Annotated in this window: 25 protein-coding genes and 4 tRNA genes; 4 read left to right on the top strand and 25 right to left on the bottom strand. The window is 45.3% G+C overall.

Annotation, left to right across the window (positions count from 1 at the left end):
• Positions 1 to 2: 2 nt before the first annotated feature.
• From B5G11_RS10360 to B5G11_RS10410, 12 genes are all read right to left on the bottom strand, one after another.
• A complete protein-coding gene (locus B5G11_RS10360) occupies positions 3 to 317 on the bottom strand; it encodes a thioredoxin family protein (RefSeq protein ID WP_087253399.1) in 315 nt (104 codons plus the stop codon).
• A complete protein-coding gene (locus B5G11_RS10365; protein ID WP_087253401.1) occupies positions 318 to 1,253 on the bottom strand; it encodes a hypothetical protein in 936 nt (311 codons plus the stop codon). It abuts the gene before it with no gap.
• 10 nt (positions 1,254 to 1,263) lie between these two features.
• A complete protein-coding gene (locus tag B5G11_RS10370) occupies positions 1,264 to 2,028 on the bottom strand; it encodes a LytTR family DNA-binding domain-containing protein (RefSeq protein ID WP_087167682.1) in 765 nt (254 codons plus the stop codon).
• A 3-nt stretch (positions 2,029 to 2,031) separates the two neighbouring features.
• Positions 2,032 to 2,517, bottom strand: a complete 486-nt coding sequence (locus B5G11_RS10375) for a hypothetical protein (RefSeq protein WP_087167683.1) — start codon at positions 2,515 to 2,517, stop codon at positions 2,032 to 2,034.
• Between the two features lie 18 nt (positions 2,518 to 2,535).
• The gene (locus tag B5G11_RS10380; protein WP_158099258.1) at positions 2,536 to 4,020 is read right to left on the bottom strand and encodes an ABC transporter ATP-binding protein; all 1,485 of its coding nucleotides are present in this window, start codon (positions 4,018 to 4,020) and stop codon (positions 2,536 to 2,538) included.
• Positions 3,993 to 4,253 carry a hypothetical protein gene (locus B5G11_RS16335; RefSeq protein ID WP_158099259.1) on the bottom strand — a complete coding sequence of 87 codons (261 nt, stop codon included), beginning with the start codon at positions 4,251 to 4,253 and terminating at the stop codon, positions 3,993 to 3,995. Before B5G11_RS16335 ends, B5G11_RS10380 begins: the two co-directional genes overlap by 28 nt.
• Positions 4,250 to 5,980 carry an ABC transporter ATP-binding protein gene (locus tag B5G11_RS10385; protein ID WP_087253406.1) on the bottom strand — a complete coding sequence of 577 codons (1,731 nt, stop codon included), beginning with the start codon at positions 5,978 to 5,980 and terminating at the stop codon, positions 4,250 to 4,252. The genes B5G11_RS16335 and B5G11_RS10385 overlap by 4 nt, the downstream gene beginning before the upstream one ends.
• 73 nt (positions 5,981 to 6,053) lie before the next feature.
• Complete coding sequence (locus tag B5G11_RS10390) at positions 6,054 to 6,545, bottom strand: hypothetical protein (RefSeq protein ID WP_087167686.1); 492 nt, start codon at positions 6,543 to 6,545, stop codon at positions 6,054 to 6,056.
• Between the two features lie 461 nt (positions 6,546 to 7,006).
• Positions 7,007 to 7,080: transfer RNA gene (locus B5G11_RS10395), tRNA-Pro, on the bottom strand.
• 4 nt (positions 7,081 to 7,084) lie between these two features.
• Positions 7,085 to 7,155, bottom strand: a tRNA-Gln gene (locus B5G11_RS10400).
• Between the two features lie 74 nt (positions 7,156 to 7,229).
• Positions 7,230 to 7,303: transfer RNA gene (locus B5G11_RS10405), tRNA-Pro, on the bottom strand.
• 4 nt (positions 7,304 to 7,307) lie between these two features.
• Positions 7,308 to 7,378, bottom strand: a tRNA-Gln gene (locus tag B5G11_RS10410).
• Between the two features lie 148 nt (positions 7,379 to 7,526).
• Here B5G11_RS10410 and B5G11_RS10415 point away from each other — a divergent pair.
• Entirely contained in the window at positions 7,527 to 8,318 is a 792-nt protein-coding gene (locus B5G11_RS10415; protein WP_087253408.1) for a MerR family transcriptional regulator, read from the top strand.
• A 92-nt stretch (positions 8,319 to 8,410) separates the two neighbouring features.
• Here the strand turns inward: B5G11_RS10415 and B5G11_RS10420 are convergent, their stop codons facing one another.
• The 4 genes from B5G11_RS10420 to B5G11_RS10435 form a co-directional block, all read right to left on the bottom strand.
• Complete coding sequence (locus B5G11_RS10420; RefSeq protein WP_087167688.1) at positions 8,411 to 9,625, bottom strand: LL-diaminopimelate aminotransferase; 1,215 nt, start codon at positions 9,623 to 9,625, stop codon at positions 8,411 to 8,413.
• Positions 9,626 to 9,757: 132 nt separating this feature from the next.
• On the bottom strand, positions 9,758 to 10,561 hold the full coding sequence (dapF, locus tag B5G11_RS10425) for a diaminopimelate epimerase (protein WP_087253410.1): 804 nt from the start codon (positions 10,559 to 10,561) through the stop codon (positions 9,758 to 9,760).
• A 53-nt stretch (positions 10,562 to 10,614) separates the two neighbouring features.
• Positions 10,615 to 11,385, bottom strand: coding sequence for a polysaccharide deacetylase family protein (locus tag B5G11_RS10430; RefSeq protein ID WP_158099260.1), 771 nt, complete (start codon positions 11,383 to 11,385; stop codon positions 10,615 to 10,617).
• Positions 11,386 to 11,447: 62 nt separating this feature from the next.
• Positions 11,448 to 12,464, bottom strand: coding sequence for a YeiH family protein (locus B5G11_RS10435; RefSeq protein ID WP_087253414.1), 1,017 nt, complete (start codon positions 12,462 to 12,464; stop codon positions 11,448 to 11,450).
• A gap of 118 nt (positions 12,465 to 12,582) precedes the next feature.
• Between B5G11_RS10435 and B5G11_RS10440 the strand changes: the two genes are divergently transcribed.
• Both B5G11_RS10440 and B5G11_RS10445 read left to right on the top strand, forming a co-directional pair.
• The gene (locus tag B5G11_RS10440; protein WP_087253416.1) at positions 12,583 to 13,467 is read left to right on the top strand and encodes a LysR family transcriptional regulator; all 885 of its coding nucleotides are present in this window, start codon (positions 12,583 to 12,585) and stop codon (positions 13,465 to 13,467) included.
• The gene (locus tag B5G11_RS10445) at positions 13,464 to 14,060 is read left to right on the top strand and encodes a YitT family protein (RefSeq protein ID WP_242959033.1); all 597 of its coding nucleotides are present in this window, start codon (positions 13,464 to 13,466) and stop codon (positions 14,058 to 14,060) included. The genes B5G11_RS10440 and B5G11_RS10445 overlap by 4 nt, the downstream gene beginning before the upstream one ends.
• On the opposite strand, the gene B5G11_RS10450 is transcribed toward B5G11_RS10445, so the two are convergent.
• Genes B5G11_RS10450 through B5G11_RS10480 form a run of 7 tightly spaced genes read right to left on the bottom strand, consistent with a single transcriptional unit; the run spans position 14,008 to position 20,069 of the window.
• The gene (locus B5G11_RS10450) at positions 14,008 to 15,354 is read right to left on the bottom strand and encodes an ATP-binding protein (RefSeq protein WP_087253419.1); all 1,347 of its coding nucleotides are present in this window, start codon (positions 15,352 to 15,354) and stop codon (positions 14,008 to 14,010) included. The two genes, B5G11_RS10445 and B5G11_RS10450, sit on opposite strands and share 53 nt — an antisense overlap.
• Positions 15,351 to 16,034, bottom strand: a complete 684-nt coding sequence (locus tag B5G11_RS10455; RefSeq protein WP_087253422.1) for a response regulator transcription factor — start codon at positions 16,032 to 16,034, stop codon at positions 15,351 to 15,353. The genes B5G11_RS10450 and B5G11_RS10455 overlap by 4 nt, the downstream gene beginning before the upstream one ends.
• Entirely contained in the window at positions 16,031 to 16,717 is a 687-nt protein-coding gene (phoU, locus tag B5G11_RS10460) for a phosphate signaling complex protein PhoU (protein WP_087167696.1), read from the bottom strand. The genes B5G11_RS10455 and phoU overlap by 4 nt, the downstream gene beginning before the upstream one ends.
• Positions 16,718 to 16,719: 2 nt before the next feature.
• Complete coding sequence (pstB, locus tag B5G11_RS10465) at positions 16,720 to 17,472, bottom strand: phosphate ABC transporter ATP-binding protein PstB (RefSeq protein ID WP_087253424.1); 753 nt, start codon at positions 17,470 to 17,472, stop codon at positions 16,720 to 16,722.
• Positions 17,472 to 18,305 carry a phosphate ABC transporter permease PstA gene (gene pstA / locus B5G11_RS10470; RefSeq protein WP_087253427.1) on the bottom strand — a complete coding sequence of 278 codons (834 nt, stop codon included), beginning with the start codon at positions 18,303 to 18,305 and terminating at the stop codon, positions 17,472 to 17,474. The genes pstB and pstA overlap by 1 nt, the downstream gene beginning before the upstream one ends.
• The gene (gene pstC, locus B5G11_RS10475; protein ID WP_087253429.1) at positions 18,298 to 19,167 is read right to left on the bottom strand and encodes a phosphate ABC transporter permease subunit PstC; all 870 of its coding nucleotides are present in this window, start codon (positions 19,165 to 19,167) and stop codon (positions 18,298 to 18,300) included. Before pstC ends, pstA begins: the two co-directional genes overlap by 8 nt.
• A 2-nt stretch (positions 19,168 to 19,169) precedes the next feature.
• Positions 19,170 to 20,069 carry a substrate-binding domain-containing protein gene (locus tag B5G11_RS10480; RefSeq protein ID WP_087167743.1) on the bottom strand — a complete coding sequence of 300 codons (900 nt, stop codon included), beginning with the start codon at positions 20,067 to 20,069 and terminating at the stop codon, positions 19,170 to 19,172.
• A gap of 352 nt (positions 20,070 to 20,421) precedes the next feature.
• Here B5G11_RS10480 and B5G11_RS10485 point away from each other — a divergent pair, with 352 nt between their 5' ends.
• Positions 20,422 to 21,300 (top strand): YitT family protein, encoded by an 879-nt coding sequence (locus B5G11_RS10485; protein ID WP_087253431.1) that lies wholly within the window; start codon positions 20,422 to 20,424, stop codon positions 21,298 to 21,300.
• A gap of 64 nt (positions 21,301 to 21,364) precedes the next feature.
• Here B5G11_RS10485 and B5G11_RS10490 read toward each other — a convergent pair whose 3' ends face one another.
• Positions 21,365 to 21,751: a hypothetical protein gene (locus B5G11_RS10490; protein WP_087253433.1), complete on the bottom strand. Its 387-nt coding sequence runs from the start codon at positions 21,749 to 21,751 to the stop codon at positions 21,365 to 21,367.
• Positions 21,752 to 21,887: 136 nt separating this feature from the next.
• Positions 21,888 to 23,000, bottom strand: a complete 1,113-nt coding sequence (ald, locus tag B5G11_RS10495; RefSeq protein ID WP_087167702.1) for an alanine dehydrogenase — start codon at positions 22,998 to 23,000, stop codon at positions 21,888 to 21,890.
• Positions 23,001 to 23,049: the final 49 nt, after the last annotated feature.

Consider the following 23,049-nt stretch of genomic DNA (forward strand, 5'->3'; position numbering starts at 1 on the left):
TCTTAATACATGAATTCTGTGATCTTCTTTTTTATCTCTTCCACTTCCATCACACCTACGTTTTCATACTTCTTTTCACCGTCTTTGTAGAATTGAACGGTTGGAACACCAAAAATACGATTCTCTTTGGCAAGCTTCGGATAATCTGTAGTATTCACTTTGACGATATGGATAAACGGAAGTTCCGCGTCTAACTCTTCTAAAATACGTGAAAAGGCTTTACAGGGTACGCACGTTGTGGAAAAGAAATCCACGATCACAAATCCTTCCTTAATCTGTTCCTTAAAACTCTCATCATCCGCATATTGAATTGCCATCTACTTTTCCTCCTTAAAAAAATTCTCTGTCACATATTCTTTTACCTTATTGTAATAATAATTTACATAAAATAAAATTTCCGAATATTCATAAGTATTGATTTTTTCTGCATTTTCTTTCGTTTCATGCCAGAATTTCACGTACTCATCTATATCGTCCCGGTATTGCTCCATCGTATATCCAACGCCGCTTTTTTCTGCGTATTCCCGCCCCAGAAGGTAGCCGCAGAGTCTGTCCCATGAATCGTTCTGCACGCTTGCGAATAATTCATAATAGCTTGAGAACGGCATCTTTCCTTCAAATTCCTCTGGCGTCATGGTTTCCAGATTCAACCCCTGTTCTTTGGAAATTGTCTTCAATCTCTTAATTTCATGATCTGTCATTTCTTTCCAGTCCGCCTTCTTAAGATCAAACGTACTGGCCTCAAAAACTTTGTCTATCACATATTGGACTGCTTCGTATCCCTCGTTTTTTGCAATCTTCTTTTTCTGTTCCCGGATCAGACGAGCCTCATATTGTTCTATATTGCTCACTCCTTCAATTCCAAGAGCTTCTATCATCCCGTCCGTGATCACAGGAATCTTTTTTTGCTGAATGGAACGAACCGTTACAGTCACTTTCTCTCCGTCGACGTCCAGCTCACCGGCCGTCCCTTTTTTCAGCCCGATGCACATCGTTTCCAGCTTCTTGTGAAAGAACCCCTGTCCTACCATAATTTTCACGTTCTCTCTGTTAAAAAACGGATTTGCCGATTCCATATCGCATACAATAAGTGCTCCGTCCGTAACTTCCCCCGCTTCTTCCCATGTGCTGTTCTTGTTTTTTATAAAATCTATTTCTTTCTTGTACGCCTTCTCATCAAGCTTGAATACTTTCTTGTACATACTGATATCCACCTGATCATATTCGACAAACGATAAAACTTTTGACTTCATCTTTCTCCTCCTAAAGCGTAAGCTTCGCATATTTACTTTTTAGCAGTTGGAGTACTTCCTTATATTTCTCGCGACTCACCATAACTTCCCCTGCATATCCGTCGAAAATCAGCGCAAAATTTTTCGATTCATTATCCGCCCGAACATAAGATACTTTGGAAAGATTCACGATAAATGACTGATAGCACCGGTAAAAATTATAACCTTCCAGAATCTGTTCCAATTCATTCATGGAATATCCGGCAAGGACCATCTCTTTTCCGTCCACCATCACCATCTTGTTCTTTCGGTCCGTCCGTTCGATAAAAAGAACCTTATCAATATTCACGAGCTGATATCCGTTTCTCGTCTTGATCATCATAGAACGGTTCACAGATAACCGTTTGTATTGGAGCAGCTCAAACAAATACTGCAGCCGCTTAACCACACGCTGAAGCACACGGTTATCGAACGGAAGCCGAAAATATTCATCGCAGCAGCAGTCAAATACCTGCCCTGCCTCTAACTTTTCTTCTGAATACAACACCACCAAGACATCCGGCTTTATCTGGGACAGATTGTATGCCAGAAAGGAGCCGTCCCCGCTATATCTTGGATTTCCTGTTTTTATGTTGATAAACACCGCGTCCACATCGTTCAGACAGATATATTTATTGGCTTCATTGATTCCGTCAAAGGTATGCACAATGTCAAATACATTATAAAACGCCAGTAATTCTTTCAGTTCTGTACACAATGTTTCATCACTTTCTACCAAAACAAGCTTCATTTTCATCAATCAATTCTCCTGACCAAATTCTTCAAACGCTTTTTCTAATGCCTCCACATCACCTTCATAATAGGTTGATAAAAGTGCAAAAGGACCATTTTTCTTCGGCATAATAATCGTACCGGCTCCATATAAATTGATTTCGCCTTTTGTCCTGAGACTCTCATATGCCTGATACTCGTCAGATTCCGGATCCAGATTTTCCAGATCCCACCAGTATATTTCGGCTCCGTCATACCTTAGCGCGAGCGTACACAGGCCTTCCGCACTAAGCGTCACTTTCGTGTCCGCATGGATCAGCCCCTTCTCCTCCAGAAATGAGACAAGTTCATCCACTGTCTTATTCCAGACAGGCATTTCTTTATCCTCTTCTTCAGGCACAGCCGCTTCTTCCTCTTTTGGAGGCATAAAGTCTTTAGACGACGCCACATATCCTACCATCCCACAAAACAGTAATACGAAAAGCAGGGAAGACACAATCGTAAATTTTTTCATAATCATTCCTTCTTTCTTTTAAGATGCCTCAGCAGACTGCAGATATTCCTGATAAGTCCTGCTTACGGCAAGTACTTCTTCATGGGTTCCGCAAGCTTCAAGGCGTCCGTGACACATAACAACCAGATAGTCTGCTTCTGCAATCTCGCGCATATCATGGGCAATGAAAACAATCGTATTGCCTTCCATCTTTTTCTCGATACTATGATAGATTTTCATATACGTGTCATGATCCAGACTCGCCCCTGCCTCGTCAAGAATCAGATACTCCGGCTTCGCAATCAATGCCCTGGCAATGGCTATTCTCTGTTTCTGACCGCTTGACAAACGGTTTCCTGCCTCTCCAAGAGTTGTATCATATCCGTTGGGAAGCGCATCTATAAAAGAATCCGCTCTGGCTTCTTCCGCTGCTTTTTTCATCTCTTTCTCCGTCGTTTCTCCCTCTGCACCATACAGAATGTTATCCCGGATTGTACCTGACATCAGCGGATTGTTCTGGAGTACATAGCCAAATTTTTTATGACATTCCCGGGGACTCGTTTCGCTTATTTTGTTTCCTCCGACCCATATTTCTCCCGAATCAGGTTGGTAGAATCCCTGTATCAGTTTCATGACTGTAGATTTTCCGGAACCATTATCGCCGATCACTGCCGTTGTCTTTCCTCCCGGAATGCAAACGGAAAAGTCGTGAAGGATTTCTTTTTCGTTCCCGTATCCAAAGTTCACGTTTTTGAATACAATATCTCTGTTCTCGGATTCTGTCCAGGAATTGCCTTTTTCTGTATGTTCCTCTTCCATATCAAGAATATCCCCGACATGAACAAGTGCGCCTTTTGAGCCCATCACGTTCTGCCACACCGTCAAAAGCTCCGCCATATAAAGATTCACCTGCGTCATATAGGTGCTGAACATATTAATCCCTGTTGATTCCATTTTCCCGGCGTTAATCAATCTGGAACCGCCCACTGCCATTACAACAGTCGTAAGAAGCGAATAAAGGGAATTGGCCAGAACCTGAATCTGCTCCATGAAAGCATAGTATATATCTGCCTTATACCGTGAATCGATTGCCGCATATCCGCTTTCCAGCTCTTTTTCTTCCATTACCTGCGCTTTTACATATTTCCCGGCCGACAGGTGTTCGGAGAAAAATGTGGTCATTTCATTCAACGCCGCATAGCGCTTTTTCATTATAGTAAACTGCAGCCTGCCGACGATGATAAACATTGCCACCGCAACCGGTATGCAGATCAAAAGGTATGCTGTGAGAGGCGAATTGTATTGATACAAGATCATACAGGCGCGGACAAATCCAAACAGCGACGCAGCTCCTGAGAATATTCCGCTGATCACCAGAGTTGCCTGAGTTACGTCGTTCGTAACGGCCGACACCAGCGAGGACGGCTGTTCCTTTTCGAACTGATCCATCGGAAGATGCAGGATCTTCCTCCACATCGAAAGCCTTACCCGCAGGATCACTTTTTGATTGGCATACTCTTGCACAAGCGGCCGCAAAAATCCCAGCAACGATTAAAAATCGTAAAAAACACATAGCCTAAAATAACAGAATTATATAGTTCCCCCTTGTTCACACGGACCAGATACTCCGATACTCTCATTCCGATCTCGGCATAAACCACGCCGCTTCCGAATGCAATCAGGTAGAGCCACCAGGGGATCGAAAGCCTTCTGTAAAAGTTCAGAAAAAACGATATTACATGTTTGTTGTTTTTCATCTGCCCTGTCCCTCACTTCCTATTAATTCTCGGTAATATGTATTCTCGGCATATACTTCCTCCGGTTCTCCCTGACAGATAATCCTTCCGTTATGCATTACTATGATATAATCTGCTTTCTGTACGGTCTGTCTGTCGTGGGCAACCATAAGCACGGTTTTACCTTCCATATGCCGTTTCACACTCTTCCATACCTGATCTTTTCCCCGGATGTCCATAGCCGCGGTCGCCTCATCCATAAACAGATAATCCGATTGTTTTAGAAGCGCCCTCGCAAAAGCAATCCGCTGTTTCTGTCCGCCGGAAAGTTTGTCGCCCTGCTCGCCTACATCCGTCTGGAAGCCCTCCGGCTGTTCCCTGATAAAATCCATGATTTCTGCGTCCGTACATGCTTTTTCCAGTTCTTCATCCGTGACTTCTCTCTTAATTCCGAACAGGATATTGTCGCGGAGCGTTCCTGCAAACAATGTACTTTCCTGTGTTACGTATGAGATCTCGCTTCGGAAGCTCTTGAGCGAATACCGTGCGGTATCTTTGCCCCCAAATAAAATCTTGCCTCCCGAAACCGGATACATACGCTCCACCAGATTCAGAAGGGTCGTCTTTCCGCTTCCTGACGGTCCGATAAGCGCCGTCACGCGCCCTGCAGGGATCTTCAGATTGAGTTTATCGAATATAAGTTTCTCTTCATAAGAAAAATCAACCTCTTTTAATTCAATATCGCCGCTGAGACGTTCCACATGCTCGCCGGCTTCTACGTCTTCTTCCATTTCTTCCATAATCTGAGCTACTCTTCTGGTCGCTCCCTGGGAACCCTTGAAGGTTGTCCAATATACACAGTACGTGCTGAGCTGATTAACGATATTCACCGCGAATCCATAATAGGCGATCCATTGGGTAAGAGTCAATGCGCCGGATGAATAAAAGCTTCGGCCTACCATCACGATCACAATAAACTGCATAGCTCCCACCAATGCATACATTGGAGTTGCGAATCCCAGCCATGCATTCAGAATCGAACTCTTATAGAGCTCTTTCATTTTCTCCCGCCCTGTCTGAAGTTCTTTTTCTTCTTTTCCGTAAGATTTGACGAGAAGAAGATTATTGGTTTTTTCTGCAATCGTCTGTGTCAGCTCTGCATTTTTTTGATTTACCAGATCCAGCACTCCGAACTTCATCTTTCCCATGACGAATGCAATGACTAAATTCAGCGGAAGAACCGCGATCAGAGCAATCATCAGCTTCTGGTCGTAGGATCCGATTTTTCCCAGCGTAATGACCAGCGTATATGCGGAAGTGAGAATCGCAACAAATACTTGCATGATTAACTGACTGATTGCCGTGATATCTGTTGTAATACGGGAAATCATTTCTTTGGGCTTATTTTTTTCGTAATATCGAAGCGGCAGCCTGACGGTCTTACTCCAGATCATTTTCCTGATATTACGGTCAATTCGCGCAACACACAAGTTACTCATAATCTTGCTGACCGAATTGATCAGCTGAGATAATAATGTAAACGCCAAAAACGGAAGAACCACAGTACCAAAATTCACATTCCCGGCAAATAATTCGGCCGTGTATTCCGTTACGCTGATTCCTACATTGCTAAGAAGAGCTGTAATGGCAATATATGCAAGAATCCACAGATAAGGAAGTCTTGCCTTCTGCAGCATGCGGAAGAAGCGTCCCATGCTGCCCCTGTCTTTTCCAAAAACCCGTTCCATATTGTTTCCCTACCTTTTCTTAATTTCAGAGCATTGGTACTAGAATATAAATAGTGCAAATCACATTGAACTGTTATTCGTTTTCTATCATTTCAAACACTTTAACCGCATCCTGTTTCTTTTCATAATCCTCTGAAAATGCAATTGCGTAAGTTCCGTTTACCGCTTCCGTCTCAAGGACCGCAGCGCCTCCGGCAAGGACTATCGTTCCTTGGTTGGCAGCCATAGACTCATAGTTTTCATATAGATCCGTCTTGTTTTCCGGATCCCACCAGAACAGCCAGAGTCCATCATAATCATATGCTTTATCCGCCACTTTCGTCTCAGTAAACTGTCCATTCGTATTGTCTGTGAGATATCCTGGTGTTTCATTGATATCTACCGGTTCGCAGTCCTCCAAAATGAGTCCTTCCTGCTCAAAATAATCCACCATATCTTCGTATGGAGAAGTGGACGCATTCACTTCAATTTTTTCTTCTTTCGACGTACATCCCGCCATCATTCCGCATACAGTTGCTGTTACAATGGCAGCTGCCACAATCTTCTTCATCCTTTTTGTGCTCATCTCATCAATCTCCTTTTATAAAAATTTTACAATCAAGTTTCTTTATTTTTACAATAAAATCAGCAGTTTAACAAGAAGGTTATCCTATTTTGTCCTTCATTTCGCTCATAGTGTCTTTTTATCTCTCATCTCAGTTATTTTCACTTCCGCCTCCTGCTCTGTCTGATAAGCTCTTTTAGGAGATCTTTAAAAAGTCATTCATCAAAAAACTCCCCTGCCCGTCTACAGGCAAAGGGAGTTTTTTAACTGGCGCCGCATTGATTTAAGAACCGTACTATACTCATGCCAGAGCCACGAGTACGGACCGGATGCAGCCCTTTCCGACTGGATCATTCTTTTTAAAAATTACTTCATTGGATAAGTATTGACAAAACCTTTTTAGAAATTCAGTTATATTTTCGCAAAAAATAAAAACACCGTAAAACCCTGATATTAAGGCTTTACGGTATCTAATAAAAAAATCGGAGTGACAGGATTTGAACCTGCGGCCTCTACGTCCCGAACGTAGCGCTCTACCAAGCTGAGCCACACTCCGAAAGCTACGGATAGAGGACTCGAACCTCTACTAACAGAGTCAGAGTCTGCTGTGCTGCCATTACACCAATCCGCATCGCTGCTTTCTGTCTTTCAAAGCGTTTTTAATATATGTTGTTTTCATCGGCAAAAATTGAGTTTTTCCGGTGATCGGAGTGACAGGATTTGAACCTGCGGCCTCTACGTCCCGAACGTAGCGCTCTACCAAGCTGAGCCACACTCCGATAACTACGGATAGAGGACTCGAACCTCTACTAACAGAGTCAGAGTCTGCTGTGCTGCCATTACACCAATCCGCATCAGCATTTGCCGTGTCACTGTTTTATCAGCGAACAAGACTATTATATCAAAAAAATTTTGATTGTCAACACTTTTTTTCATTTTCTCTTCCACCTTCTTCCAAACCCTGATATAATACGAACAACAATGGTTTTTCAGGAGGCGCTTATGAAACAGTATTTTAAAATCGGAGAAATCTCAAAGCTGTATCAGATCAGTGTGGACACACTGCGTTACTATGAGGAGCTTGGTCTCCTGACACCGAAGCGCGGTGAAAACGGATACCGCCTCTATCGTCTCAATGATATCTGGCGTCTGAATGTGATCCGGGATCTTAGGGGGCTTGGATTTCCCATGGAGCGGATCCGGGAATATTTAAATGACCGGAGTATTCATACGACGGAACAGCTGCTCCGGGATGAGCTGGATGCGATCCGCCTGAAAATCACAGACCTTACGAAGCTTCAGTCTAATGTGCAGGAGCGCCTTGCAACGATCCGGAAGGCGGAGGATCAGCCTCTTGAGACCGTCACGGAAAAATTGCTTCCTGCGCGGTCCTGCCATATTCTTCACTCTGGTTATCAGAAGGACGAAGAGATGGATGTACTGATGAAACAGCTGTTTAACCAGTCCCAGGACACTCTCTATATTATCGGCAGCAATCATATCGGTTCTTTGCTGCCTGCCGCATCTGCCAGGGAAGGAAATTACACTGGCTACGAGGGAGTATTTCTCATTGCCGAGGACGGTCCGGATACCTTGCCGGAAGGACGTTATCTTTCCTACAGCTACCATGGAAGCACCGTCCACAATGCCGAAGGCATCCCGAAACTGCTCTCCTACGCCCAGGAGCATGGACTTACGGCCGGGCCATGGTTTCTTGAGCTGCTCTGGGTTGATATCCATCAGTCTGCGGACCCGGATGAACACATCACAGAACTTCAGCTTCTTGTCACCTGAAAGGACATCCCCGTTTTTCGGAGATGTCCTTTTTTGATGCTTTTATTTTTCACCTGATTCTTTCGGCCTGCTTTTTCGCTTTCCGGAGCGTCCTACAGATTTTTGATCCTCTCTACTGCCGCCTTTGTATTTTCGTAAGTACCGAATGCAGTCAGACGGAAATATCCTTCTCCGCTTGGTCCGAATCCGGATCCCGGTGTTCCTACAACGCCTGCCTGTGCAAGCAGATAATCAAAGAACTCCCAGGACGTCATGTTGTCCGGTGTCTTCAGCCAGATATACGGCGAATTTACGCCTCCGGATACAGTATAGCCTGCGTCTTTCAGCCCGTCATAGATTGTCTTTGCGTTTCTCATGTAGTAGGCAATCTGCTCTTTTAACTGTGCTTTTCCTGCCTCGGAATACACTGCTTCTCCTGCTTTCTGTACGATGTACGGAGCCCCGTTGTACTTGGTTCCGTGACGTCTTGCCCAAAGGGAGTGAAGCATCACGTCGCCGCATTTGAGATCCTTCGGGATCACTGTTGCGCCGAGACGCACTCCTGTAAATCCGGCATTTTTGGAAAAGCTGCGAAGCTCGATGGCACAGGTTCTTGCGCCTTCACACTCGTAAATCGTGTGCGGTACGTTTTCCTCGGAAATATATGCCTCGTATGCTGCATCATAAATGATGACGGATCCGTTTTTATTTGCGTAATCTACCCACACCTGAAGCTGGTCTTTTGTGATGGCAGATCCTGTCGGATTGTTCGGGAAGCACAGATAAATCAGATCCGGCACTTCCTTTGGAAGCTCCGGCACAAATCCGTTTTCTGCCGTACACGGCATGTAGATCACATCGCTCCAGATTTCGGACTTCGGATCATAGGTACCGGTACGTCCTGCCATGACGTTCGTATCCACATATACCGGGTATACCGGATCGCAGACAGCGATTTTATTGTCCTGGTCAAAGATCTCCTGAATGTTTCCGGAATCTCCCTTTGCTCCGTCGGAGATAAAGATTTCGTCTGCGTAGATCTCACAGCCTCTTGCCTCATAATCATTCTTTGCCATTGCACTTCTCAGGAACTCGTATCCAAGATCCGGGGCATATCCGTGGAATGTCTCTGCGTGCGCCATTTCATCCACCGCGCTGTGAAGCGCATCGATAATCGCCGGTGCCAGCGGCTGTGTCACGTCACCGATTCCAAGCCGAATGATAGATTTGTCCGGATTTGCTTCGGTATATGCCGCTACCTTTTTTGCAATATTTGAAAAGAGATAGCTTCCTGGAAGTTTCAGATAATTTTCATTAATTTTAAACATACCCTGTCTCCTTCTCTTTATTTCTTTAGTGTATTAAACTCATGCCGCGTCTATCATAACACATTTCACGAAACACGTAAAGGAGATTTTTCAGATCCGTAGTACAATTTCGTACTACGCTTATTTTTTTATCTATCCGACACTTCCGGGGTACTCCCCTTCACATACAAAACGGCATCCTCCGGTCAGATACATCTGCCCGTCACTGTCCCATTCTACTTCCATCATACCTCCCGGCATTTCAATATTCACTTTCTGTTTTGTTCTTCCGCTCCGGATGGCCGCCGCTGCCGCGGCACAGGCTCCGCTTCCGCAGGAAAGGGTCTCCTTACTTCCTCTCTCCCATACGCGGATTTTCATACCGGTCTCGGAATATACCTGCACCAGCTCTACATTAATCCCGTCCGGAAAGTCCGAATGGGTACTGACAGCTTCCGCCTTTTTCATATTCCATGTTTTCCAGCTTCCCTCCTCCGGCTCCATGAAAATGACTGCATGGGGATTTCCCATGGAGACAATCATCATCTCCGTCTTCTGTCCTTCCATCGAGATCACGTAAGGCTCCTCCTCAATAACCGGGGTGCCCATGGCCACTGTAGCCTTTCCGGAATCTTCCAGAATCCGGACCGTATGGATTCCACTGTCGGTCTCTACCGCAATCTCCTCTTTTCGTATCTTTTTATAATCATAGAGATATTTTGCCACACAGCGGACACCGTTTCCACACATTTTTCCTCTGGACCCATCCGCATTATACATTTCCATCCGGCAGTCTGCCGTATCGGACGGACAGATCAGAATCATTCCGTCCGCTCCAACGCCAAAATGGCGGTCACTGATTTTTCTCGCCAGGGTCTGCGGATTTACGATCTGCTCTTTTTCCTGATCCACGTAGATATAATCATTGCCGCATCCCTCCATTTTTACAAAATGCATCTGCACAAATTCCTCCTGTTGTTTTCTGGTATTGTATGAAGAAAAGCGGCATTTTATGTCATCCTTGGGATCTGTCTTCCTTTTACATCCATGTGATAATTGTCTCTTAGTATCATCTCCGAAACCGGAACAATCTCATATGACTTTTCCTCTATGTTTTCGATCAGTTCTTTTAATGCACCTTTTGTAAATTTTGCTTCGCTGTTCAGACGGATAATGGCTCCATTCCGGAGCTCTTCACTTTCGACCACTTCCTTGATCAGACTTCTTTTCCCATAGTTTTTCCAGTCCCGTGAATCGATTGACCAACAGATCGTAAAAAACCCTTCCTCCGCAGCAGTCCGGATCAGTGTGTCGCTGTATCGTCCATAGGGAGGGCGGAAAAGTTCCATGGAAATCCCTTCCTCTTTAGCGGTATGTTCTGCTTCCTGCAGTTCTGCCCTGATTTCCGCGGATGTCTGTTCCGACAGATTTTCATGGCGGACTCCCATCGTTCCGATGTCATGTCCTTCCGCTTTCATTCTTCCGACCAGATCCGGATGCTCCCGCATCCATCCGGCAGTCACAAAAAAGGTGGCGCGTATCTTCTCTTCTTTTAATATGTCCAGGATCTCCCCGGTCTTTTTGTCTCCCCAGGCAGTCTCAAAGGTCAGGGCCGCCTGTTTTTCATCCGTCTCCACAGAACAGACCGGCATTTCATGACCGTTTACGCTGTTTCCGACAGTGGTGTATTCTTTTACATACCAGATTCCGCCCGACAGCAGGAAACAGGCTGCCGCGGCAAAAAGGATGTATTTCTTCCATGCTTTTTTCTGAAAAGACATAAAAAAACTCCGGAGCATCTATTGTTCTTATAGTATATGCTCCGAAGTTTTCTTTTACGCATTTACCAGATTCCCAGAAAATGCTGTATCAGAAGGCTCACTCCCGCTATTCCGATCCAGCAGCAAAGTCCCATGAAAATCGGTTTCCCGCCTGTCTTGACCAGCTTCACCAGATTCGTATTAAACCCGATGGCCGCCATTGCCATAATAATAAAGAACTTACTCAGCTCTTTAATCGGTGCAGTCACTGTCACCGGAAGGGAAAATACTGTTGTAATGATAGAAGCGAGCACGAAAAACAGGATAAAAAACGGAAAGATCTTTTTCAGATCAAAGGTTCCGCCTGCCTGCTCTCCGTTTTTCTTTGCCTTTCGCATCTGCCAGATGGAGAGAACCAGTGTGATTGGAATGATCGCAAGAGTCCTTGTCAATTTGACAATCGTCGCCGCATCCAGCGTATTGCTGCCGTGAATTCCATCCCATGCCGCTGCCGCCGCCGTCACGGAAGAGGTGTCATTGACCGCCGTTCCGGCAAAAAGACCGAACCCCTCATTGCTCAGTCCCAGAACGGCTCCGAGTTTCGGAAAGATCAGCGCCGCGATCACATTGAAGAGAAAAATAACAGAGATCGACTGGGCAATCTCCTCATCGTCCGCATCAATGACCGGTGCCGTCGCCGCAATGGCCGAACCACCGCAGATACTGGACCCCACCCCGACCAGCGTCGAGATTTTGGATGGAATCCGCATGACCTTGTGAAGTACAAAGGCAATCACAAGTGAGGTGGAGATCGTCGCAATGATAATTGGAAGAGACTGGCGTCCTTTCTCCAGAATATCCGTCAGATTCATGCCGAATCCAAGCAGAATCACCGCGTACTGTAAAATCTTTTTGGATGTAAATTTGATCCCCGGCTGAAGGGGCTCGCTTTTTTTCACGACCAGGGCAAGACACATCCCGATCAAAATCGCAAACACCGGCCCGCCGACTACCTCAAACTGTTTTCCAAGCAGGAACGCCGGAATGGAGATCAGCAGACAGAACAAAATACCTTTATAAGTTTCCTGAATTGTTTTCATGGTTATCTCCTCTCTTTTATTTCTGGAAGTATCATATCAAAGGAAATGAATCATGAAAAATTATATATATTTATTTATGCATAAACATATGTTATGATTAGGAAAAGGAGGCATTCTTATGCTGGATTTTCGTATTTATACATTTTTGGAAGTCTGTAAATATATGAATTTTACAAAAGCCGCCGAGGCGCTTCATATCACGCAGCCTGCTGTCTCGCAGCATATCCGCTATATTGAGGAATACTATCAGACCCGTCTTTTTACATTTCAGGGAAAAAAGCCGGTTCTGACCGAAGCCGGGGAATACCTGCTCCACGCCTTTACGACATTGAGCCATGACCAGGTCTATCTGAAAGAGCAGCTCCTTTCCATGCAGAAAAAAAAGCCGGCCCTGATCTTTGGCGCGACTCTTACAATCGGTGAATATGTCATGCCGCGTTTTCTGATCGAATACCAGACACGGCATCCGGATACTGTCCTGACCATGATCACGGCAAACACTCACGAACTCCTCGACCGCATCTCGGACGGAGAGATTGATTTTGCGATCGTAGAAGGCTATTTTGACAAGACCCAGTATGACTATCTGACGTTTTCCTCGGAACCGTATATTGCCGTTGCAGGAACACCGCTTTTTGAAGACTGCCGTCCCCGCTCTCTTTCGGAGCTTCTTGATCAGAAGCTGATTGTCCGGGAGCCCGGATCCGGTACAAGGGAGATCCTTGAAAAACATCTGGAAGCCCGTAATCTTTCCATTCACGATTTTTCCGGTGTTTCCGAAATCGGGAATATTCCGGCATTGAAAGCGGTTGTCTCAGCCGGTCTTGGCATTACATTTTTGTACCGTTCCGCTGCTGAAGAAGAGCTGAAAAACGGCATACTGTTTGACGTCACGCCGGAAAATTTCTCTATCACGCATGATTTTACTCTCATATGGCAAAAGGGAAGTATGTTTGCTTCCCGCTACCGTACTATTTTTGAAGAATGGAAGAAAAAGTTATGAAACTGTCAGTTACACGTCAAAGCATAGCACGCTGTCTGAAAATCATTCTGGGCAATTTTCTGATTACCGGAGCATATGCCTTTATTACCGTACCAAACGAGATCGTAAACGGGGGCGTTACAAGTTTTTCCATGATTCTTGGCAATCTGCTTTCCATTGATCTGACTTACCTTGTAGATTTCTTTACGATCCTGCTTTTGATCTTATGCTATATCTTTCTTGGAAAGAAATTTTTCACAGGAACCGTATTCAGCTGTTTCTGTTATCTCATCCTGTTTTCCGTCCTGCACGGTCTGGGATATGCAATCCTAGTTCATCCGGTCATCGGCATGGTTCTGGCCGGATTCCTTGTCGGCACCGGATATTATTTCTGCATCAGTTCCGAATCCACTGCTGTAGGCTTTGATGTCATTGCATTGATTCTGAACAAAAAAAATCCGAAAATCAATATCGCACTTACCATGTATCTCATCAATACGTGCGTACTGCTTTTCGGACTTCTCTCTTATGGAATTACATCCGTTCTGACCGGGATCGGCTTTACTGCTCTTCAGTCGCTGACGCTGAATTGCCTTTTGAAAAGGAAAGAGTAATCGCGGTTCCTTTTCCAACCTCACTGTCAGTCCGGATTTGAATGTTATGGATGACCGCTCCATGCTTGACGATGGACAGGCCAAGTCCTGTACCTCCCGTCTCCTTGGAGTGGCTCTTATCCACACGGTAGAAGCGTTCGAAGATCCGTTCCTGTTCTTCTTTCGGAATTCCGATTCCGGTATCTTTCACAATAATCTTCGGGCCGCTTAATGTATTGCCGACCCAGACATGTACATGTCCGCCCGGCTTATTATATTTGACTGCATTTTCACACAGATTCCAGACCATCTCATCCAGAACCCGGTAAACTCCTTCATATTCCACTTTCTCCCCGCTCAGTTCCATCGAAACATGATGACGGTTGGCCATATTTTCCAGACGGATCAGAACGTCCTCGCAGATACTGTAGAGATCCACTTTTTCTTTTCCCAGTCCCACACCGCCTTCATCCAGTTTGGAAAGCTTGATGATATCCTCCACAAGCACAATCAGACGGCTTGCCTCTTTATAAATGCGTTCGGCAAATCCCGGCACATCCTCCTGCTTTACAAGCCCGCTTTTCATAATCTCCGCATAACCAGATATGGATGTCAGCGGAGTTTTCAGCTCATGGGAAACATTGGCCGAAAACTCTTTACGCATCTGCTCATTTTTCTCTTTTTCTTTCTTCTGGTTTTCCATGCTGAGCAGAAGCGGCGTCAGCTCTTCGTATACATCGTTATCGATCGGATGTTCCAGATCCAGCTCATTAATCGGCTGAACGAGCCGGTTTGCCACCCACTTGGAAAGTCTCCACGCAACAATCACAAGGATCAGACCGATGCCGAACATGTAAGGAAGAATCCTTACTGCCGTACTGCTTACGCCGTCCATGGACTTCGCGACACGAAGAACCGTCCCGTCATCGAGAAGCGTGGCATAATAAAACAGCTCCTGCCCTACCGTCTCTGAGACCCGTTTGTCCTGTCCTGTTCCATTCTCAAGTGCTTCCATGACTTCTTTTCGCCGGGCATGATTCTCGTCCTTGCTGTCAATTCCGTGGGAATCATACAGTACTTTCCCGTTCTGGTCGATCTGTGTTACCCTCGTGTCGCTATTGACATCATCCATTTCCTGCAGATAATCACTTCCCAGCAGATTGATGGCTTCCTTGATGTAGGAAGCCTCCTGCCTTGCGTCCTGCTGCATGATCCGGTATGTCTGGTTGTAGACAATCCCGATAATAAATGCATATGATGTCAGGAGCGTAAGAACAATGACAAACACCATATTTCTCTGGATCTTGTTTCTCATACTTCCTCCTGGTCCTCCGTGATCCGGTAACCGACACCGCGTACAGTCTCGATTTCCTCTCCCGCTTTTCCAAGCTTCTGGCGCAGCGTCCGGATATGTACGTCAACTGTACGTGTCTCGCCGTCGAAATCATATCCCCAGATTTCCTCAAGAAGCCGGTCCCGTGTAAGGACAATTCCTTTATTGTGCATCAGTCTCTTGAGCATCTCGTATTCTTTCAGCGTCAGGCTGACATGTGCTCCGTCTACAAGGACCTCATGCTTCTTTTCATTCAGTACAATCGGGCCTGCCTTGAGTACTTCGATCTCTTCTTTTTTCTTCGTGCGCCGCAGGACCGCCTTGATTCTGGAAACAAGTTCCATCATTCCAAACGGTTTTGTCACATAATCATCCGCACCGGCGTCAAGCCCTGAAACCTTGTCGTACTCTGTTCCTTTCGCCGTCACCATGATGACCGGAATGTCTTTCGTCTTTTTATTGTTTTTCAGCTTTTTGAGAATGGCCATGCCATCCTCTCCCGGCAGCATAATATCAAGTAAAATAAGCTCTGGCAGCCGTTCTGCCAAAGCTTTAAAAAACACTTCGCCGTCTTCAAATCCTTCCGCTTCCATGCCTGTACTTGATAATGTGTATACTACCAGTTCTCTAATATTCCTGTCGTCTTCTACACAAAAAATCATTTCGTTTCTCCTGAATTTCTGTTTTCATGAACTTCTGTGGCAATGCGGTGATTTCCGGTGATGGAAAACTCTACCCATTCTGCAATATTGGTTGCATGGTCTCCGATTCTTTCCAGATATTTTGCAACCATGATAAGATCTACTGCTGCTTCGCCTCCATCGCCGCCTTCTTTGGCAATATAATCGATGATTTCCTGTCTGATCTTGTCAAAAAGTCTGTCTACTTCATCATCCGCGGTCATAACCTTTTTGGCCAGCATCATATTCTGTTCTACGTATGCACGAACACTTTCTCTGACCATTTTAGCCGCTGCCTGTGCCATCACGCCAATGTCTTTATTGTTTTTTTCCACTTTCAGATCTGTGGAAAGCAGAATCTCTGCGATATCGGAAGCCTGATCTCCGATACGTTCCATATCCGTAATCATCTTCAGAGCCGCTGAAATCTGGCGTAGATCCTTCGCCACCGGCTGCTGCTGAAGGAGCAGTCTCAGACAAAGTCTCTCAATGTCTTTTTCCGCCTGGTCGATCTCCTCGTCAGCCTGAATGACTTCTCTTGCCTGCTCTTCTTTTCCTTCCAGAATCGCTTCTGTCGCTTTTGTGATTGCGACCTCGCAGAGCTCGCCCATTGTTGTGAGCTGCTCTTTTAATGAGTCAAGCTGCATATCGAATTTGTTTCTCATATTTAGCCGAACCTCCCTGTGATATAATCTTCTGTTCTCTTATCTGATGGTATAGAGAATAATTTTTCCGTATTATTGTACTCAATCATTTCTCCAAGCAGGAAAAATGCTGTATTATCGGAAATTCGTACTGCCTGCTGCATATTATGTGTTACCATAACAATAGTATAATCTTTTTTCAGATCTGCTGCAAGGTCTTCAATCTTGGAAGTAGAAATCGGGTCCAGCGCGGAGGTCGGTTCATCCATCAGAAGCACTTCCGGTTCTACTGCCAGCGCTCTTGCGATGCAAAGCCTCTGCTGCTGTCCTCCGGACATGCCAAGGGCGCTCTTTTTCAGTCTGTCTTTTACTTCATCCCAGATTGCCGCGTTTCTTAAAGAACGCTCTACAATCTCATCGAGTTTTGCTTTGGAACGGATTCCGTGTGTACGCGGTCCGTAAGCCACATTGTCATAGATGCTCATCGGGAACGGGTTCGGTTTCTGGAATACCATTCCAACACGTTTCCGAAGTGTGTTTACATCCATTGATTTTGCATAAATATCATCTCCGTCCAGAAGGATTTTACCATCAATCCGGCATCCTTCCACCAGATCGTTCATTCTGTTCAGTGACTTCAGGAGTGTAGATTTTCCACATCCGCTAGGTCCGATGAACGCTGTAATCTTATTCGGCTCGATCTCCAGGTTGACATTTTTCAGTGCCTGGAAAGAGCCGTAAAACAAATCCATATCTTTAATATCTATTTTGCCCATTACCGTGTCCCCTTTGTAAGTTTTCTGGCCGCAAATGCAGATAATGCATTCATTGCTACTACCACTACCAATAAGATAACTGCCGTCGCGTATGCCTGATCCATGTAAAGACCTTCACTTGACAGGTTGTACATGTGAACAGCCAGCGTACGTCCGGAAGACATCGGTGTTGCCGCAATATCCGGTACCGTTCCTGCCGTGTACATGAGCGCCGCAGTTTCTCCCATAATTCTTCCGATTGCCAGGATCACTCCTGCCATGATTCCAGGAACCGCTGCCGGAAGTACAATCCTGAAAATTGTCCGGAGCTTTCCTGCACCAAGTCCAAAGCTTCCTTCCCTGTATGTATCAGGTACTGCTTTTAATGCTTCTTCTGTCGTTCTCATAATCAAAGGCAGGATCATGATAGACATGGTAAATGCACCTGCCAGGATGGAATATCCCCATCCGAGAGCCGTAACGAAAAACAGCATACCGAAAAGTCCATATACGATGGATGGAATTCCCTGTAATGTCTCGGTTGTCAGACGGATGATTCCGACAAACCTGTTTCCTTTTTTCGCATATTCCACCAGGAAAATCGCGGAAAAGATTCCAAACGGAATCGCGATCACCAGTGACAGCAACGTCATGATGACAGTATTGATCAGGGCCGGCATCAAAGATGCATTTTCCGTATTATATTCCAGTGAAAATAAAGAAGGTTTGATATTCGGAACTCCGTTGATCAGAATATACGCAAGGAGGAACAGAAGTACCGCAAATGTAATTGCGGCTGCCGCATAAATCAGTACCCTTAAAATGATACTTTCTATTTTTCTGCCTTTAGTCATGTTCGCTCCTCCTGTTCAATAATGATACACACGCATTGATAATAAGAATGAATACAAACAGCACAACTGCTGTCGCAATCAGCGCTTCTCTGTGAAGATCTGCTGCATATCCCATCTCCATTACGATGTTTGTTGTCATCGTACGCACACCTTCCAGAATACCCTGCGGCATTCTCGGCTGGTTTCCTGCTACCATGATAACCGCCATCGTCTCACCGATCGCACGTCCGATACCGAGGACAATACCGGCGATCACACCGGATTTGGCAGCCGGGATTACGATACGGAAGATCGTTCTCTCCTTTGTTGCTCCAAGCGCGAGAGATCCCTCATAATACTGATCCGGCACACTTCTCATCGCGGATTCTGTAACCCCGATGATGGTCGGCAGAATCATAATTCCAAGAATAATGGATGCTGTCAGCATCGTCTGTCCGTTTCCGCCTATTCCCTGTGCTGCAGTATAATTTCTGATCATCGGTACGATCACAACCAGACCGAAGAAACCGTATACAACAGACGGAATTCCTGCCAGAAGCTCTGTCGCTGATTTTAAAAACGGATAAATCTTTTTCGGACAGTAATGTGCCATAAATACGGATGTAAAAATACCAATCGGCACACCAATCACGATGGCTCCCGCTGTTACATAAATACTTCCCATGATCATCGGAAGAATGCCGTAAATATTATTGCTCGGTCTCCACTCTTCCCCAAGCAGGAAGTCAAAGATTCCGATCTCTGACATGGCCGGGATACCATTTGCGAACAAGAAAATACAAATCAGTGCTACCGCTAAAACGGAAGCACAGGCAGCAAGGAAGAATACTCCCTGCATGCCTTTTTCCTTCCAATCTTTCATAATTACTCTGTTACCTCATCCCAAGAAGTGATTTCACCTGTGAAAATCTGTTTTACCTGATCTGTTGTAAGCTCATCTACGCTGTTGTCGTTGCTTACGATGACTGCGATACCATCTGTTGCGATAACTGTTGCTGTTACACCCTGAGATGTTTCAGAATCTTTCAGTTCACGGGATGCCATACCGATATCGCTGATTCCTTCTACCGCATTGGATACACCTGTTGTAGAGTCACTTGTCTGAAGTTCAACTTTAACATCTGCATTCAGTTCCTGATATGCTTCAGAAAGTTTTTCCATTACCGGAGATACGGAAGAAGATCCGGATACTGTAACTGTTCCGCTTAATCCGGAAGCTGCATACTCTGTTGTTGTATCTACCGGAATATATCCTTCATCAGCAACTACTTCCTGTCCCTGTGTGCTCATGATGAAGTTGATGAAATCCTGTGCTACATCGCTGAGTCCATCTTTTGTTACGATGTTGAACGGACGGGACACTTTGTAAGTACCGCTTTCGATGTTCTCTGCTGTTGCTTCTGCTCCATCGATCTTCACTGCTTTTACATCATCGCTCAGAGATCCGAGTGAAACATATCCGATTGCGTTTGGATCCTGTGCTACTGTGGAAAGCATAACAGATGTATTGTTTGTAACGGTTGCATCTGTTGTTGTATTATCAACTTTTTCTCCGTCTACTTCTTCTTCTACACCGAAGAGTTCTACGAAAGCTCCTCTTGTTCCGGAACCGTCCTCACGGGAAATAACGTTGATGCTTCCGCCTGAAGAAGATCCGCCGTCTCCGCCGTCGCTGCTTCCTCCGTCATTGCTGCTTCCGCATGCTGCAAGAGACATCATCATAACTGCTGCTCCAATAATTGCTGTAACTTTTCTGAATTTCATATTTTTTCTCTCCCTGATTTCATATTTTACATTTTTTCTTGTTTCCTTGTCGACAGTGCCTATCATAAAGCACGAATGTTAAATCTGTTAAAAATAAACGGTTAAATCTATGTAAAATATCTTCTCCCTTTCTTGATTTTTCATTCCAGAAACGGAAAATTAGTTTTTTATATGAAGAAATTGTAAAATCACTTTTCTTCCATCCGAGAATTTTACATGAATTTTATTGTTATATTTCAAACAATACTTGCCACTCCGATTACAGAATGATAGAATGAGTGCAAAATGTACTGAACCATTTCTTTATTATAGAAGGAATGTGGATTTTATATCAGTAGGAAGGGGAAAAGAAATGTCAGTAAAATCAGATCAGAAAAAACAGATCACAGGCCTGCTTTACTCCGTATGCGGCGGGGTGCTTTTCGCAGCCGGTGTCAATCTGTTTATTACACCGCTTGACTTGTACAACGGCGGTTTCATGGGAATTGCTCAGTTGATTCGTACCTTTTTAACTTCGGCTCTGCATCTTTCTTTCGGCCAGACCGATATCGCAGGTATCATTTATTTTATCGTAAACCTGCCTCTTCTGTATCTGGCGTGGAGCAAAATGGGACGCGGATTCTTTTTCCGTACCGTTGTCACCGTCATTGTAGAAACCGCAGCCCTTACTTTTATCCCGGTTCCGGAACGCTCTCTCATCGATGACCGTCTGACTTCCTGTGTCATCGGAGGTCTGGTGGCCGGATTTGGAACCGGGCTGGTACTGCGCGGCGGCAGTTCCGGCGGCGGCCAGGACATCCTTGGCCTTTATTTTACAAAGAAGTTTCGCAATTTCAGTGTCGGCAAGATGGCAACTATTATCAATGTCTTTGTGTACGGGATCTGTCTTCTGATGTTCAATCTGGAAACCGTGATCTATTCCCTGATCTACGGAGTCATTTCTTCCGTAGCATGTGACCGGATCCATATCCAGAACATCAATATGAGCGTCATGATCTTCACGAAAAAGCTTGGGATTTCCAAGGCGATCATGGAAGAGACGGGCCGCGGCGTCACCAACTGGGAGGGGGCCGGTGCCTACACGAACGAAACATCCTATATTCTCTTCGTCATGATTTCCAAATACGAAGTGAACCAGATCCGCCGGATTGTCCAGGGCATTGACCCGAACGCCTTTATGATCTTTACCGAAGGCTGTTCGGTGGAAGGAAACTTCGAAAAACGGTTATAAAAGGACACAAAAAACGAGCTCCGAAAAATTATTAACATTTTTCAGAGCTCTTTTTCTTTCTATCTTACGCCGGACATTCCTCCGCAAACAGCTTTTCTATTTCGTGATGAAGCCAGGATCTTTTCTGAATCTCTATGCCGCCGATCTCAATGGATCCATCGCTTCTCTGTACCGCTTTCCCGACTTCAGGAATCCAGCATGAGAGCACTCCTGTCCTTTCAATTCGGACTCTTCTTTTTCGTCCTTTTGTATCCAGGGCTTCCTGAACCAGTTCTTTAATCTGCTCTTTATTATAGTAGGAATCGTTCACGATAACGCCGTCCCCTGTCACAATAATCATATCTATCTCATCCGGATCGCGTCCGTTCGGATCCTGCTCAAAATGTTTGTGCAGTCTATCCAGTAATGCTCCAATCCCAAAACCGGCCTTCGTTCCCAGAGTTCTTTTCATAAATATCCCTCCTTCGTTCTGGTATGAGGTAATTTTAGCACTGTCCTCATATTTCTTCAACGAAAGATATTCTTTAGAAACTGAAGATATTCTGAAGGTCCGAAAGCCGGCATTCATTCTTTTTTAATATTTCCTTTTACAGAAGACTTTGCAGATCAGTATATTCCATCTGGAAGCTTTCTGCCACATTTTTACAAGTCAGTTTTCCATCATAGGTATTGACGCCGGAGATCATGACAGGATTCTTCCTGCACGCTTCTTCCAGTCCGTGCTCCGCAATGGCAAGTCCATAGCGCAGTGTTGCATTGGTCAGAGCGATGGTAGATGTTCTCGGTACCGCTCCCGGCATATTTCCGACACAGTAATGGATGATTCCGTCCACTTCATAGATCGGATCGTCATGGTATGTAACCTTCGTCGTTTCGCAGCATCCGCCCTGGTCTACCGCAACGTCCACAATCACGCTGCCCGGCTTCATCTCTTTTAAATAAGCTTTCTTCATCAGCTTCGGCGCCGCTTTCCCCGGGATCAGTACGCTTCCGATCACGAGATCCGCTTCCTTGACTGCATTTTCAATATTGGTGTCCGTGCTTACCAGTGTCTGGATCCTTGCGCCGAAAATATCATCCAGGTACGCAAGTCTTGGAAGGCTGATATCAAGAATCGTCACATTGGCGCCCATTCCGACCGCAATCTTGCAGGCGTTGGTTCCCACGGATCCGCCTCCGATAATGACGATATTGGCCTTTGGTGTTCCAGGAACACCGGATAAAAGAACTCCGGATCCTCCGAATGTCTTTTCCAGGTACTTTGCTCCCTCCTGGATGCTGAGTCTTCCGGCAATCTGGCTCATCGGCGCCAGAAGCGGAATACTTCCGTCCCGTTCGATCAGTGTCTCATAGGCAAATCCTTTCATGCCGGATGCAAGCATCGCATCAGTCAGTGGTTTGTCTGCCGCCAGATGGAGATAGGTGAATAAAACGAGATCTTTTCTGAAATAGCCGTACTCTTCCGGAAGAGGCTCTTTGACCTTAACCATCATATCCACGCCGTCCCATACTTCTTTTGCTGTATCTACAAGCTTTGCTCCGGCTTTTTCATATTCCGCATCCGTAAAACCGGATCCAAGTCCTGCTCCTTTTTCAATCCATACTTCATGTCCTGCGTTTACATAGCTTTTTGCATTGTCCGGAATAAGTCCTACACGGTACTCTCTGTTCTTGATTTCCTTCACACATCCGATTTTCATCGTTTGCCCTCCTTCATTTCATTTTGTAGAATCGCCTAATTTTTCGATT

Origin of the sequence: Drancourtella sp. An57, assembly GCF_002161525.1 — a bacterium.
Taxonomy (GTDB): domain Bacteria; phylum Bacillota; class Clostridia; order Lachnospirales; family Lachnospiraceae; genus Sellimonas; species Sellimonas catena.

What these genes read in the sequence shown, in the direction of transcription:
- B5G11_RS10360 (WP_087253399.1), bottom strand. Translation starts at nt 317, where the DNA reads ATGGCAATTCAATATGCGGATGATGAGAGTTTTAAGGAACAGATTAAG.
- B5G11_RS10365 (WP_087253401.1), bottom strand. Translation starts at nt 1,253, where the DNA reads ATGAAGTCAAAAGTTTTATCGTTTGTCGAATATGATCAGGTGGATATC.
- B5G11_RS10370 (WP_087167682.1), bottom strand. Translation starts at nt 2,028, where the DNA reads ATGAAAATGAAGCTTGTTTTGGTAGAAAGTGATGAAACATTGTGTACA.
- B5G11_RS10375 (WP_087167683.1), bottom strand. Translation starts at nt 2,517, where the DNA reads ATGAAAAAATTTACGATTGTGTCTTCCCTGCTTTTCGTATTACTGTTT.
- B5G11_RS16335 (WP_158099259.1), bottom strand. Translation starts at nt 4,253, where the DNA reads ATGAAAAACAACAAACATGTAATATCGTTTTTTCTGAACTTTTACAGA.
- B5G11_RS10385 (WP_087253406.1), bottom strand. Translation starts at nt 5,980, where the DNA reads ATGGAACGGGTTTTTGGAAAAGACAGGGGCAGCATGGGACGCTTCTTC.
- B5G11_RS10390 (WP_087167686.1), bottom strand. Translation starts at nt 6,545, where the DNA reads ATGAGCACAAAAAGGATGAAGAAGATTGTGGCAGCTGCCATTGTAACA.
- B5G11_RS10415 (WP_087253408.1), top strand. Translation starts at nt 7,527, where the DNA reads ATGAAACAGTATTTTAAAATCGGAGAAATCTCAAAGCTGTATCAGATC.
- B5G11_RS10420 (WP_087167688.1), bottom strand. Translation starts at nt 9,625, where the DNA reads ATGTTTAAAATTAATGAAAATTATCTGAAACTTCCAGGAAGCTATCTC.
- dapF (WP_087253410.1), bottom strand. Translation starts at nt 10,561, where the DNA reads ATGCATTTTGTAAAAATGGAGGGATGCGGCAATGATTATATCTACGTG.
- B5G11_RS10430 (WP_158099260.1), bottom strand. Translation starts at nt 11,385, where the DNA reads ATGTCTTTTCAGAAAAAAGCATGGAAGAAATACATCCTTTTTGCCGCG.
- B5G11_RS10435 (WP_087253414.1), bottom strand. Translation starts at nt 12,464, where the DNA reads ATGAAAACAATTCAGGAAACTTATAAAGGTATTTTGTTCTGTCTGCTG.
- B5G11_RS10440 (WP_087253416.1), top strand. Translation starts at nt 12,583, where the DNA reads ATGCTGGATTTTCGTATTTATACATTTTTGGAAGTCTGTAAATATATG.
- B5G11_RS10445 (WP_242959033.1), top strand. Translation starts at nt 13,464, where the DNA reads ATGAAACTGTCAGTTACACGTCAAAGCATAGCACGCTGTCTGAAAATC.
- B5G11_RS10450 (WP_087253419.1), bottom strand. Translation starts at nt 15,354, where the DNA reads ATGAGAAACAAGATCCAGAGAAATATGGTGTTTGTCATTGTTCTTACG.
- B5G11_RS10455 (WP_087253422.1), bottom strand. Translation starts at nt 16,034, where the DNA reads ATGATTTTTTGTGTAGAAGACGACAGGAATATTAGAGAACTGGTAGTA.
- phoU (WP_087167696.1), bottom strand. Translation starts at nt 16,717, where the DNA reads ATGAGAAACAAATTCGATATGCAGCTTGACTCATTAAAAGAGCAGCTC.
- pstB (WP_087253424.1), bottom strand. Translation starts at nt 17,472, where the DNA reads ATGGGCAAAATAGATATTAAAGATATGGATTTGTTTTACGGCTCTTTC.
- pstA (WP_087253427.1), bottom strand. Translation starts at nt 18,305, where the DNA reads ATGACTAAAGGCAGAAAAATAGAAAGTATCATTTTAAGGGTACTGATT.
- pstC (WP_087253429.1), bottom strand. Translation starts at nt 19,167, where the DNA reads ATGAAAGATTGGAAGGAAAAAGGCATGCAGGGAGTATTCTTCCTTGCT.
- B5G11_RS10480 (WP_087167743.1), bottom strand. Translation starts at nt 20,069, where the DNA reads ATGAAATTCAGAAAAGTTACAGCAATTATTGGAGCAGCAGTTATGATG.
- B5G11_RS10485 (WP_087253431.1), top strand. Translation starts at nt 20,422, where the DNA reads ATGTCAGTAAAATCAGATCAGAAAAAACAGATCACAGGCCTGCTTTAC.
- B5G11_RS10490 (WP_087253433.1), bottom strand. Translation starts at nt 21,751, where the DNA reads ATGAAAAGAACTCTGGGAACGAAGGCCGGTTTTGGGATTGGAGCATTA.
- ald (WP_087167702.1), bottom strand. Translation starts at nt 23,000, where the DNA reads ATGAAAATCGGATGTGTGAAGGAAATCAAGAACAGAGAGTACCGTGTA.